This is a genomic window from Agromyces sp. Y782 (assembly GCF_059445405.1).
Genome location: NZ_JCAIUG010000001.1, coordinates 1924080 through 1936096, shown reverse-complemented (window position 1 = coordinate 1936096; position 12017 = coordinate 1924080). Strand labels below are relative to the sequence as shown.

The following is a 12017-nucleotide window of genomic DNA, read 5'->3' as shown; positions in this document are numbered from 1 at the left end:
ATCTTCCTATCGTCGCCGTATGGACATTCGAACCGAAACCCTGACGGTGCTCGCTGCGGGTGCGCTCGCGCTCCTCCTGAGCGGATGCGGGGCGACCCCGCTCGAGAATTCCGGCCCGACCGCGACCGGCACGGCCACGCCGGTCGCGTCCGAGTCGACCGAGCCGAGCGAGGCCGCGACGGATCCCGCCCAGTCGCCCGCGAGCTGCGAAGCCGTGCTCACGGCAGACGAGAACGCACACCTCGCAGACGAGGGGTATGTGCTCGACGAGGATGACCCGTACCTGCTCGGGTCCGTCATGGAGCGCATGGCGGACGAGGGCGCCCTCGTCTGCGTCTGGAGCAAGCCGAGCAGCGACGTGTCCGTCTGGTACGCGCGCCTCGACGTGGGCGACACCGCAGAGACCTGGCTCACCCAGCTCCGAACCGAAGGCTGGCTCGAAGACACGGCCCGCGGCGACGGCACCTACCTCGCACCCGCCGACTACGACGGGAACTTCCAGCCGTCGGTGCAGCTCAGCGACGGCGTGCTGCACTTCGCAAGCTACAACACGCTGCTCGAATCGGTGCTCGAACTGCAGTGACTGGGCGGTGCGGCGGATCCTGAGCGCTACACCCGGGCCGTCGCGTCGGCGACCGGCACGACACGTTGCGTCGTGTCGCGCGCCGCGGGCGTGAGCATCTCGGCGACGGCTGCCGGTTCGGCCGAGTATTTCACGCGCAGCGCGTCGTCGATGCGCAACTCGAGATCGGAGTCGCGCACCGCCTCGAGCGAAACAGCCTGCGACCCGACCGGGGAGCGGAAGCCCACGCCTGCATTGCGGGTCGCGCGCAGGTACCACTTGGACTCCGGGCCGTACGCCGAGCGCACGTAGATCGCGTCGTTGACAGCGACCGACCAGATCGGCGTCGAGAGACGGCGCCCGTCGCGCGTCGTCGTCTCGATGTGCACCGTGTCGGTGTCGCGGAGGTGGATGAACAGTGCTGCGTCGAGGCCCATGCCAAGGTGCAGCGCGAGGCGCCGACGAGGTATTCCGCCGACGTGCCGCATTTCCCGGCCGCGCGCCGCCGTTCACGCGGCACCGCGCAGGCGATACAGTGCCCACGGGTCGATGCGGACCAGCGCGAGCGCGGAGACCTCCGGATGCCGCGGCTCCGCAGCATCCGCCACCCGCTGTTCACCTGAGAGAACGAGACTGCAGCCATGACCGATCCGACGCCTCCGCAGGGTTCGCCCGAGACGCCGCGCAACTTCCCACCGTCGCATCTCACGCCGTCCGACGGAGCCGCCGCGACGATCGGCGTGGAGACCGCACAGGTCGCGGCGGTCACCGAGGCCGGAGCGCGCAAGGGCCGTATCCTCGCATGGGGCCTCTGGGACTGGGGTTCGGCGGCCTTCAACGCGGTCGTCACGACGTTCGTGTTCACGGTGTACCTCACGAGCGAGTCGTTCGGGCCGCAGGGCACGGTCGAGGCGCAGCTCGGTTGGGCACTCGCCATCGCCGGCCTGTTCATCGCCCTGCTCGCGCCGATCACCGGGCAGAGATCCGATACGAGCGGACGCCGCAAGCTCTGGCTCGCGGTGAACACCTACATCGTCGTCGCGATGACGCTTGCGATGTTCTTCGTACTTCCGGCGCCCGAGTACCTGCTGCTCGGGCTCTTCCTGGTTGCGGCCGGCAACGTCTTCTTCGAGTTCGCGGGCGTCAACTACAACGCGATGCTCGTGCAGGTCTCGACCCCGCGCTCGATCGGCAAGGTCTCGGGCTTCGGCTGGGGCATGGGCTACGTCGGCGGCATCGTGCTGCTGCTCATCGTGTACTTCGGCTTCATCCAGCCCGAGGTGGGCCTCTTCGGCGTCACCGGCGAGAACGGTCTCGACGTGCGGGTCACGATGCTCGTCTCGGCGGTCTGGTTCGGCCTTTTCGCCCTGCCGGTGCTGTTCGCGGTGCCCGAGTACCGCAACCCCGCTGCCGTCGACCGCGAGAAGGTCGGCTTCTTCGCCTCGTACGCCCGCCTCGGCCGCGACATCAAGCGGCTCTGGAAGGAGCAGCGCAACACGGTGTGGTTCCTGCTCGCGAGCGCGGTCTTCCGCGACGGGCTCGCGGGAGTGTTCACGTTCGGCGGCGTGCTCGCGGCATCCGTCTTCGGGTTCTCGGCGGGCGAGGTCATCATCTTCGCGATCGCCGCGAATGTCGTCGCCGGCATCTCGACGATCGCGGTCGGCGCCCTCGACGACAAGCTCGGTGCCAAGCCCGTGATCGTGACGGCACTCATCGGGCTCGTGGTCAGCGGCCTGCTCGTGTTCTTCCTGCACGACGGCGGTCAGATCGTGTTCTGGACCGCCGGTCTCGCGCTCTGCCTCTTCGTCGGCCCCGCGCAGTCGGCGAGCCGCACCTTCCTCGCGCGGCTCATCCCGGTGGGCCGCGAGGGCGAGGTCTTCGGCCTCTATGCGACGACGGGCCGTGCGGTGAGCTTCCTCGCACCGACGGCGTTCGCGCTCTTCGTCACGATCGGCGGCGAGCCGTACTTCGGCATCCTCGGCATCATCCTCGTGATCGCGCTCGGCCTCGCGCTGCTCATTCCCGTGAAGGCAACCGCGCCGACCACGTAGGGCCGGTCGAGCGGATGCCCCGGGGCGCCCGCTTCATCGGCGCCCCGCTCCCGGAGGATGGATAGACTCGCCACCAATCGACCGCGATGAGGTGGAAGGACGTTCGGTGCGGAGCGGAACCTACGACGTCATCGTCATCGGCGCGGGGATCATCGGCCTGGCGACCGCCCGGGCGCTCGCGCAGCGGCATCCCGACGCGAAGATCGCCGTGGTCGAGAAGGAGGTTCAACCGGGCCTGCACCAGAGCGGTCACAACAGCGGAGTTCTCCACGCGGGTGTCTACTACGCCCCCGGGTCACTGAAGGCACGGCTGTGCGTCGAGGGCAAAGAGCGGATGCTGCGCTTCGCCGAGGAGCACGGCATCGCTCACGAACAGTGCGGCAAGCTCATCGTGGCGACCGACGAGACCGAGTTCGGGCGACTCGACGAGCTGCGTCGGCGCGGAGAGGCGAACGGCGTTGCCGGGCTGCAGGAGGTGGGGCCCGGCGAGATCGCCGAGCTCGAGCCGTACTCCGCAGGGCTCCGGGCGCTGCACTCGCCCGAGACCGGCATCATCGACTTCGGAGGCGTGGTGCGGGCGCTGCTCGCCGACGTGACCCGACGGGCGGTCGACGTCTTCTTCGGCCACGAGGTCACCGGCCTGCGCAGTGCCGCAGGAGAGGAGATCGTGGTCACGCGCCAGGCGGAGTTCCGTGCCCGCTCCATCGTCAGCTGCGCCGGGCTGCACTCGGACCGGGTCGCCGCGATGAACTCGAAGCCGCCGGTGAGCATCGTGCCGTTCCGCGGGGACTACTACACGCTGAAGCCCGAGGCGCGTCACCTCTGCCGTGGCCTGATCTACCCGGTGCCCGACCCGGCGCTGCCGTTCCTCGGCGTGCACTTCACCAAGCGATTCGACGGCGCGGTGTGGGCCGGGCCGAACGCCGTCCTCGCGTTCTCACGCGAGGGATACCGGCGCTCGGATCTCTCCGTCCCCGACCTGTTCCACGCCGTCACCGCCCGTGGTTTCGCGAGGATGGCGGGTCGGATGTGGCGCACGGGCGCACAGGAGATGTGGCGTGACGTCGTCAAGCCGGCGTTCGTGCGCGATCTCCAGCGCTATGTGCCGGCGGTCGCCTCCGACGATCTCACCTTCGGTCCGAGCGGTGTGCGGGCGCAGGCCGTCGGGCGTGAGGGGCAGCTCGTCGACGACTTCGTCGTCACCGCCTCGGGTTCGGGCGTTCACGTGCTGAACGCGCCGAGTCCGGCTGCGACCGCCTCCCTCGCGATCGCAGAGCTGATCGCCGACCGGGTCGGCGATGCGGTGGATCTCGGCGCGCGGAGCGACGTGCGCGAGGACGGGAGCTGATCGGCTCGCCGGACACCATCACGACCGTTCGAGTCGCGCGACGAAGTCAGGCGAGGGCGACCGAACGGATCGACCGGGGCGACAGCGTGTCTTGGAGCACGATCGTCGCGGCTCCGAGCGCCGCAGCGTCGTTGCCGTTGACCGAGGTGCGCACATCGATCCTGCGGATGTTGCGCGCCAGACTGCGCTCCGAGATGATGCGCGACAGGGTGCGAACGTAGATCGACCCGGCCGACGAGAACGCGCTCCCGGCGAGCACGATGAGTTGCAGGTCGATGAGGTTCACCATGCTGACGACGGCACTCGCGAGCGCCTCGGCCGATTCCTCGATGAGCGCACGTGCGATCGGGTCGCCCGCCATCGCGAGATCGGCGACCGCCGCGAAGTCGGTGATCGTCGTGCCGGACAACGAGATGTCGAGTTCGCCGCGAGCCGCGGCATCCGCAGCCTTGGCGATCACTGCCTGCGGTCCGGCGTACATCTCGACGCAGCCGATGTTGCCGCACGGGCAGACCAGGCCGTGCGCGTCGATCGAGACGTGGCCCAGTTCGCCGACGTTCGACATGACGCCGTGGTAGATCGTGCCGTCCATGACGATGCCGGCGCCGATGCCGGTGCCCATGTAGACCGAGGCGTAGTTGGTGTAATCGGCGGTGGCGCCGAGCCAGAACTCGCCGATCGCGGCGGCCGTGGCGTCGTTGTCGAACTTGGTGGGAAGCCCGGTCGCGGTCGAAAGGGCGCGCTCGAGCGGGAAGTCGGTCCAGCCGGCGAGCGACGGCGCCCCCTTGATCATGCCGTTCTCACGGTCGATCGGGCCCGGCGCCGCGATGCCGAGACCGACGATCGCCGATCGGTTCAGCCCGGTACCCGCGATGAGTGTTTCGATGTCGGCCGCCATGTTGCCGACGATCGCGAGCGGTGACTTCTCGCCCGGGCCGTCGACCCGAAGCCGGCCGACGACGGTGCCCGCGAGGTCGGCGACGATGTAGGTGATGTAGTCCTGACCGATGTGCAGCCCGATGCCGAGCCGGGCGGCCGGATTGATCTCGAGCCGCGTGCGCGGCTTGCCACCGGTGGATTCATCGCGGCCGGTCTCGGAGACGAGACCCTCCGACAGGAGTTCGCGCACGACCGTCGAGATCGTCGCCTGCGTGAGACCGGTGAGTTCGGCGAGTTCGACGCGGCTGACCGGGCCCGTCGATCGAATGAGGTCGAGGGCTCGCCCTTTGGAGGACTCCCTGCGGCGCACTTTGTCGGTCACGAGTCCACACTATCTTACTTCGCTTAATAAAGCGGTTGAAGAAAGAAGATCTCCCTGATCACGTCGTGATCAGTCTAGGCCAATCGAAGTCACGTCATGGGAGGCGTCGCGGGAGACGAGCCCCGCAGATTCCGGCACGACGCACGCGAGCCAGAGTCGCGCGAGCTCGACGTGGCCCCGCTCAGTGGGGTGCACGCCGTCGGCCGCAAGTGCCGGGGCGCCGACCTCGGTCGCGAGCCGGGTCAATGCGGCATCCGCTTCGACGACCGTCGCGTCGAACTCCTCGGCGAGCCGGTGCACGACGCCGATGCGAGCGTCGAGATCGGCGCGCCAGGCGAGCTGGTCATCGGTGACCGCCAGCACGAACGGCTCGATCAACACGATGCGCGCACCGGATGCCGCAACCGACGTGAGCAGACGGCGATAGGTCGCCTCGAATGCATCGGTCGACGTCGGGTCGTTCCGGTCGAACCGACGCCAGGTGTCGTTGATGCCGACCAGGATCGAGACGATGTCGGCGTTGTGCGCGAGCACATCGTCGGCCCACCGCGCCTCGAGGTCGACCGCGCGATCGCCGCCGACACCCGTGTTCACGACGCTCGCGCCGGTGACGGCGAGCGCGTCGGCGATGAGTCGCACATAGCCCCAGCCGAGGGAGCGCTGCGAGTCGTCTCGCCGACCGCAATCGGTGACGCTGTCGCCCGTGAAGAGGATGGTGGTGCCGGCGGTGATGCTCACTCCGACCTCGCCGTTGCCGCTGACGGCGAAGTCGCCGCTGCCGCTGAGGTCGCCGCTGCCGCTCGCACGAATGCCGTCGATGCGCGCTCCACGAGCCGCGGGGGCGGTGCTTCCGCACCGGCATCCGGCGCCCCGTCGAGCACATCGAGCAGCACGTGGGCCGTCGCGCGGCCGTACGCCACGAGGTCGTGCGCGAACGCCGACACCGGCGGGGTCGCGAGCTGGCAGTGCACCGAGTCGTCCCACGCGAGGATCGCCACATCCTCCGGCACGCGAAGCCCGCGGCCCGTGATCGTCGCGAGACCGCTGAGTGCCATGACGTCGTTGTCGTAGACGATCGCGGTCGGCGCCCCCTCGCTGCTCGCGAGCAGCTCGAGGGTCGCTGCGGCTCCGCGCTCGGCGGTGTAGTCGCCCTGAGCGATGATCGTCTCGACGCCGTGCGCCTCGCCCGAAGCGGTGAACGCGTCGCCGCGCAGTCGCGAATGCAGGAACGTCGGGGGGCCAGAGACCCGCCCGATACGACGATGCCCCTTCGCCACGAGGTATTCGACGGCCTCGGCCATGGTGGCCGCATTGTCGGTCGAGATGGTCGCGAAGCCGGGTGCGTGCTCTGGGCGCGCCATGACCACCGCGGGCAGCCCGCCGTCGCGGAGCCCCTCGAGACGCACGTCGTCGGGTGTGAGGTCGGCGACGATCACGCCGACGACATGCCCGTCGTCACGCCAGCGACGGTGCGTCGCGGCCTCTTCCTCAGGGCTCGCGACGACCTGCACGAGCAGCGTCATGCGCCGCTCGGCGAGCACGTCTTCGACACCCTTGATGAACTGCATCCAGAAGGGTTCCATCGGCACGCGCCGACGGGGTTGATGCAGGCACAGACCCACCGACGGCATCGAAGAACTACCTGTCAACCAGGTCATTGACTGAACATAACACCGGGAACGCGCCGACGCCGCCATCGGCACCTCCCGCGCTTGCCGCGATGTCTTCGGCGCCCGCGATGCCATCGATGACGAAGGTGTGACTCTCGCCCGGCAACAACGTCACGAGCCCCGAGTCGACGGATGCGCCGCGGGCCAGTCGATCGGCCTGCACGACGAGATCCTTGACCAACGACGAGGCCGTCACGGTGAGCCGAAGCCCGTCGCCATCGACCTCCACTGCCGTCGACAGGGCATCCGCGGGAGCCGCGAGTGCGAGATCGGGGTCCTCGACGAAGTACCAGAACCCGTTGCCCGTGAGGCTCGACTCGGCGACGACGAATTCGCGCGAGGCATCCGTCGCCGTTGCGACCGCGTCGTCGAGCGCAAGCTGTGCGATGCCGCGAGCCGGCACGCGCAGCTCGACCAGTTGTTCGCCGCGCACCTCGCCGTCGGTCGTCATGCGCCGAACGCGCAGCGACTCGACCCATTCCTCGCCCGAATCGTTGTGCGCGAAGAGCGTCGGCACGCCCGCACGCGGCTGGATCGTCAGCAGGCGATCGGTGTACGCATGACGAAGCCCGAACCACAACGGCTTTCGGTTGCCGTTGAAGTCGACGGCGGCCCATGAGATCACGGGCCAGCTGTCGTTGAGCTGCCACACGATGGAGCCCGTGTTGCGTGGGAAGAGCGAGCGGAAGTGCTCGATGCCGAAACGAAGCGCGCGCGCCTGGTTCAGCTGGGTCGCCCAGTGCCACTCCTCGATCGACCGCCATTTCGGCAGGTGTGCGCCGAGCCCGCGCTCGAGCTTGAGATTGCCCTGGGCGGCCTTCTGGTGCACGAGCATCTGCGGCCCGTACGGGTCGAGCGGCTCGTCGTGCACGACATCCGTCAACGTGGTCCAGGCCGGCGGGCCCTGGAAGCCGAACTCCGACGCGAAACGCGGCTCCTTGGTGCGGTACTCGCTGTAGTCGAGCTCGTTCCAGACATCCCAGACGTGCATCGTGCCGTTGCGGGCGTCGTTCGGGTGCGCGTAGCGCATGAACGAGAACGGGCTGCCCGGCGAGTAGGGACGTGTCGGGTCGAGTTCGGCGATGATCGACGGAAGCACGTCGAAGTAGTAGCCCTCACCCCAGGTGCGGTCGCCGATCTTTCGACGCCAGTCCCACTCGAGATATCCCCAGATGTTCTCGTTGCCGCCGTTCCAGAGCACGAGGCTCGCGTGCGTCGAGAGGCGCATCACGTTTTCGCGCGCCTCAGCCTCGACCTCACTGCGAAGCGGGTCCTCCTCGGCGTACGCCGCGCATGCGAACAGGAAGTCCTGCCAGACCATGACGCCCAGTTCGTCGCACGCATCGTAGAAGGCGCGCTGCTCGTAGATGCCGCCGCCCCAGACGCGCAGCAGATTCATGTTGGCATCGACCGCGTCGATGACGGCCGCACGATACCGTTCGGGCGTCACACGGGTCACGAACGTGTCGGCAGGGATCCAGTTCGCACCCCGCACGTTGACGAGTTGCCCGTTGACCGAGATCTCGAACGGCGTTCCGTGCTCGTCGGCGGCGGTGTCGAGGCTGACCGTGCGGAACCCGATGCGCGAGTTCCACGCGGCCGCGCCGACGGTGACCGAGACGTCGTACAGCACCTGCTCGCCGTAGCCGCGCGGCCACCACAGGTCGACGGTTCCGGCGTCGATCGTCACTGTGACCTCGGCCTGCGACGGGTCGACCGCGACCGTGCGTCGCTCCCCGGCGACGATGACTTCGAGATCAGCGGATGCCGCGGGGCCGTCCGAGCCCGACGGCTGGGCCCATTCGAGCGCGACGTGCGCGTTCAGCGCGCCGCGCCCCTGTGCCCCGTCGATGCCCGTGACATCGACGAGCGGCCGTACCGACGCGATGCGCACCCCCGACCACGATTCGATGCCGATCGACTTCCAGATGCCCGACGACGAGACGTCGATGCCCCAGTCCCAGCCGAAGTTGCACGCCATCTTGCGCACGGCGTTGTACGGGTGGTGGTTGGTCGCCGGCAGCTCGCCCAGCACCTGCTGCTGCTCGCGCGCGAACTCGATCGGCGAACGGAAGTCGACGACGAGCTCGTTGTCACCCTCGACGAGCAATCCGGCGATGTCGAAGCGGTAGCCGCGGTGCTGGTTCTGCGTCTGCGCGACGACGGTGCCGTTCAGGGTGATGGTCGCGGCGGTGTCGAGGCCGTCGGCCACGAGGTCGTACCGGTCGTCTCCGGTCGGGGCCCACGTGAAGGTCGTGCGGTACCGCCAGTCGGTGTAGCCGATCCACGCCTGCACCTGCTCGTTCGCACCGTCGAACGGGTCGTCGATCAGGCCCGCGGCCAGCAGGTCGAGTTGCACTTCACCGGGAACGGATGCCGCGATCTCGCGACCGGCGACGGATTCATCGACCGGCCCGGCGGTGGCCGAGAGCGTCCAGGTTGCGCCGGCTGCGGTGTTGAGGGAACGGAAAGTCACGCTGCGATTCTCTTCTCTGGATTGGGTGCCGCTTCGGCGAGGAGGCGGGTGTACTCGTGTTGCGGGTTCAGGATCACGTCGTCTGCAGGGCCGCGTTCGACGATGTCGCCCCGGAACATGACGAGGATCTCGTCGGAGAAGTGCCGTGCCGTTGCGAGATCGTGCGTGATGTAGAGCACACCGAGATTCTCCTCGTGCTGCAGGTCGGCGAGGAGGTTCAGCACGCCGAGGCGGATCGAGACGTCGAGCATCGAGACGGGTTCGTCGGCGACGAGGATCTTCGGCTCGGGCGCCAGCGCACGTGCGATGGCGATGCGCTGGCGCTGGCCACCCGACAGCTCATGCGGCCGGCGAGAGGCCATGTCGGGGTCGAGGCGAACGCGTTCGAGCAGCACTCGCACCTGCTCGTCGATCTCGGCCTTGCCCTTCGCCTTGCCGTGCAACTCGAGCGGACGCGCGAGGTGATGGTGCACCGAGTGGTAGGGGTTCAGCGAGGCGAACGGATCCTGGAACACCATCTGCACGTCGCTGCGGTAGTCGACGAGTCCGGCGCCGCGACGCTCGATCGGCTTCCCGTCGAGCAGGAGCTGCCCTCGCGTCGGTCGTTCGAGCTGCATCAGGAGCTTCGCGATCGTCGACTTGCCGCTGCCCGACTGCCCGACGAGTGCCGTCGTCTTTCCGCTCTCGATCGTGAAGTCGACCGCATTGACCGCGGTCAGCTTCTTCGAACGGAATCCCGCCCGCAGCCGGTACTCCTTGACGAGCCCGCGGGCCTCGAGTGTGCTCATACCGTGCCTCCGACGTGCGTTCCTCGAGCGAAGTCGCCCCGTTCACCGGTCAATTTGGGGAACGATGCCAGCAGCTTCCGCGTGTACTCGTGCTGTGGATTCGTGTACAGCTCGACGGCATCCCCGAGTTCGACGATCTCGCCCTCGCGCATGATCGCGATGCGGTCGCTGATCTCGAGCAGCAGCGGCAGGTCGTGGGTGATGAAGATCACCGCGAAGCCGAGTTCGGCGCGAAGGCGCGTGATCTCGAGCAGGATCTCACGCTGCACGACGACATCGAGCGCCGTCGTGGGTTCGTCCATGATCATGACCTGCGGGTCGAGCGCCATCGCCATGGCGATCATGACGCGCTGGCGCATGCCGCCCGACAACTCGTGCGCGAACGAGTTCAGCCGTGACCGATCGACGCCGACGCGCTCGAGCAGCTGCGCGCACCGCTCGCGTCGCTCGCGCTTCTTCAGCTCGGGGCGGTGCGTGGTGAAGATGTCCTCCATCTGCGCCCGGATCGAGATCACGGGGTTCAGGGAGTTCATCGCCCCCTGGAACACCATCGAGATCTTGTCCCAGCGGAACGCACGAAGGTCTTCGCCGCGCAGCGCCCCGAGGTCGATCGTGTACCCCTCGCGTGAATGGAACTCGGCCTTGCCCGAGGTGACGACTGCCGGCGGTTTCAGCAGCCGGTTCACCCCGTAGGCGAGGGTCGACTTGCCGCATCCGCTCTCGCCGGCGAGGCCGAGGATCTCACCGCGCCCGAGGGAGAGCGACACGTTCTTGACGGCGTGCACGGTCTTCTCGCCGAGGTAGTCGATGCTGAGGTTCTCGATGGTCAGCACCGGATTGGTGTCGGGAACGGATGTCGCGGCCTTCGGCGCTGCGACGGCCGGTTCGGTTGCACTCACAGCACGTCCTCCGCTTCGATCTGCTTCAGTTCGCTCTTCGAGAGCTTCCACTTCTTGCGGGCGGAGCGCGTCTGGTTGCGCAGTTTCGGGTTGATCACTTCGTCGATCGAGAAGTTGATGAGCGAGAGGGCTGCGCCGAACAGGGCGATGAGCAGGCCCGGCGGTACGAACCACCACCAGGCTCCGAGACGGAGGGCGAGGCCGTTCTGAGCGTAGAACAGCATGGTGCCCCAGGTGAACGAGCCGGATGCGCCGAGGCCGATGAACGAGAGGCCGGCCTCACCGAGGATCGCGAAGATCACGGCGAACACCGCTTGCGAGGTGATCAGGGGGATCAGGTTCGGCAGGATCTCGACGCCGAGGATGCGCCACGGCTTCTCACCCGAGACGCGGGCTGCAGCGACGTAGTCTCGGCTGCGCACGCTCAACGTGAAGCCGCGCAGCACTCGCGCCGAACCCGCCCAGCTGGTGAGCGCGAGCACGAACGCGATGAGCAGCAGGCTCTTGTCGGGCACGTAGCTCGAGATGATGATCACGAGCGGGAGGCCAGGGATCACGAGCATGATGTTGGTGAAGAGGGAGAACGACTCGTCGAGCCATCCACCGGCGTATGCACCGACGATGCCGAAGAACGACGACAGCACGACGGTCAGCACGCCGACGATCAGGCCGATCGTGAGCGAGCCACGGGTGGCATAGGCCAGCTGGGCGAAGACGTCTTGCCCGGTCTGCGTCGTGCCGAGGATGAACTCGCTCGACGGCGCCGAGAGGCCGATGTTGTTGACCTTCGACGGGTCGCCGACGAACATCGGCCCGAACAGTCCGAAGGCGATGATGAGGCCGCCGATGGTGAGGCCGGCCACCAGCTTCGGCGTGAGGGGTGGAAGCGACCGCTTCACGCTGACGGCCTTCGCCGCGCGAGCCGCGAGAGCGGGGTCTTGCGCAACACTCGTCATGGGGTT

Annotated in this window: 11 protein-coding genes; 3 read left to right on the top strand and 8 right to left on the bottom strand. The window is 68.0% G+C overall.

What is annotated here, in order from left to right:
• Nucleotides 1–19 precede the first annotated feature (19 nt).
• Complete coding sequence (locus tag AC1C2S_RS08850; RefSeq protein ID WP_495352147.1) at nt 20–583, top strand: hypothetical protein; 564 nt, start codon at nt 20–22, stop codon at nt 581–583.
• A gap of 26 nt (nt 584–609) precedes the next feature.
• Here the strand turns inward: AC1C2S_RS08850 and AC1C2S_RS08845 are convergent, their stop codons facing one another.
• Nucleotides 610–999: a DUF2255 family protein gene (locus tag AC1C2S_RS08845; protein WP_495352146.1), complete on the bottom strand. Its 390-nt coding sequence runs from the start codon at nt 997–999 to the stop codon at nt 610–612.
• 204 nt (nt 1000–1203) lie between these two features.
• On the opposite strand from AC1C2S_RS08845, the gene AC1C2S_RS08840 reads away from it, so the two are divergent.
• Both AC1C2S_RS08840 and lhgO read left to right on the top strand, forming a co-directional pair.
• A complete protein-coding gene (locus tag AC1C2S_RS08840; RefSeq protein WP_495352145.1) occupies nt 1204–2613 on the top strand; it encodes an MFS transporter in 1410 nt (469 codons plus the stop codon).
• A gap of 106 nt (nt 2614–2719) precedes the next feature.
• Nucleotides 2720–3961 (top strand): L-2-hydroxyglutarate oxidase, encoded by a 1242-nt coding sequence (gene lhgO / locus AC1C2S_RS08835; RefSeq protein WP_495352144.1) that lies wholly within the window; start codon nt 2720–2722, stop codon nt 3959–3961.
• Nucleotides 3962–4007: 46 nt separating this feature from the next.
• On the opposite strand, the gene AC1C2S_RS08830 is transcribed toward lhgO, so the two are convergent.
• From AC1C2S_RS08830 to AC1C2S_RS08800, 7 genes are all read right to left on the bottom strand, one after another.
• Nucleotides 4008–5222, bottom strand: coding sequence for an ROK family transcriptional regulator (locus AC1C2S_RS08830; protein WP_495352143.1), 1215 nt, complete (start codon nt 5220–5222; stop codon nt 4008–4010).
• Nucleotides 5223–5291: 69 nt separating this feature from the next.
• The gene (locus AC1C2S_RS08825) at nt 5292–5960 is read right to left on the bottom strand and encodes an SGNH/GDSL hydrolase family protein (protein WP_495352142.1); all 669 of its coding nucleotides are present in this window, start codon (nt 5958–5960) and stop codon (nt 5292–5294) included.
• A complete protein-coding gene (locus tag AC1C2S_RS08820; RefSeq protein WP_495353224.1) occupies nt 5957–6853 on the bottom strand; it encodes a LacI family DNA-binding transcriptional regulator in 897 nt (298 codons plus the stop codon). Before AC1C2S_RS08820 ends, AC1C2S_RS08825 begins: the two co-directional genes overlap by 4 nt.
• Before the next feature lie 7 nt (nt 6854–6860).
• The gene (locus AC1C2S_RS08815; RefSeq protein ID WP_495352141.1) at nt 6861–9368 is read right to left on the bottom strand and encodes a glycoside hydrolase family 2 protein; all 2508 of its coding nucleotides are present in this window, start codon (nt 9366–9368) and stop codon (nt 6861–6863) included.
• Nucleotides 9365–10156: an ABC transporter ATP-binding protein gene (locus tag AC1C2S_RS08810; protein ID WP_495352140.1), complete on the bottom strand. Its 792-nt coding sequence runs from the start codon at nt 10154–10156 to the stop codon at nt 9365–9367. Before AC1C2S_RS08810 ends, AC1C2S_RS08815 begins: the two co-directional genes overlap by 4 nt.
• Complete coding sequence (locus AC1C2S_RS08805; RefSeq protein WP_495352139.1) at nt 10153–11055, bottom strand: ABC transporter ATP-binding protein; 903 nt, start codon at nt 11053–11055, stop codon at nt 10153–10155. The genes AC1C2S_RS08810 and AC1C2S_RS08805 overlap by 4 nt, the downstream gene beginning before the upstream one ends.
• Complete coding sequence (locus AC1C2S_RS08800) at nt 11052–12011, bottom strand: ABC transporter permease (RefSeq protein ID WP_495352138.1); 960 nt, start codon at nt 12009–12011, stop codon at nt 11052–11054. The genes AC1C2S_RS08805 and AC1C2S_RS08800 overlap by 4 nt, the downstream gene beginning before the upstream one ends.
• Between the last annotated feature and the right edge of the window lie 6 nt (nt 12012–12017).

Excerpts from the sequence above, each read along its gene's own strand:
- AC1C2S_RS08810 (WP_495352140.1), bottom strand. The coding sequence starts at position 10,156 with ATGAGCACACTCGAGGCCCGCGGGCTCGTCAAGGAGTACCGGCTGCGG.
- AC1C2S_RS08800 (WP_495352138.1), bottom strand. The coding sequence starts at position 12,011 with ATGACGAGTGTTGCGCAAGACCCCGCTCTCGCGGCTCGCGCGGCGAAG.
- AC1C2S_RS08850 (WP_495352147.1), top strand. The coding sequence starts at position 20 with ATGGACATTCGAACCGAAACCCTGACGGTGCTCGCTGCGGGTGCGCTC.
- AC1C2S_RS08820 (WP_495353224.1), bottom strand. The coding sequence starts at position 6,853 with ATGCCGTCGGTGGGTCTGTGCCTGCATCAACCCCGTCGGCGCGTGCCG.
- AC1C2S_RS08845 (WP_495352146.1), bottom strand. The coding sequence starts at position 999 with ATGGGCCTCGACGCAGCACTGTTCATCCACCTCCGCGACACCGACACG.
- AC1C2S_RS08840 (WP_495352145.1), top strand. The coding sequence starts at position 1,204 with ATGACCGATCCGACGCCTCCGCAGGGTTCGCCCGAGACGCCGCGCAAC.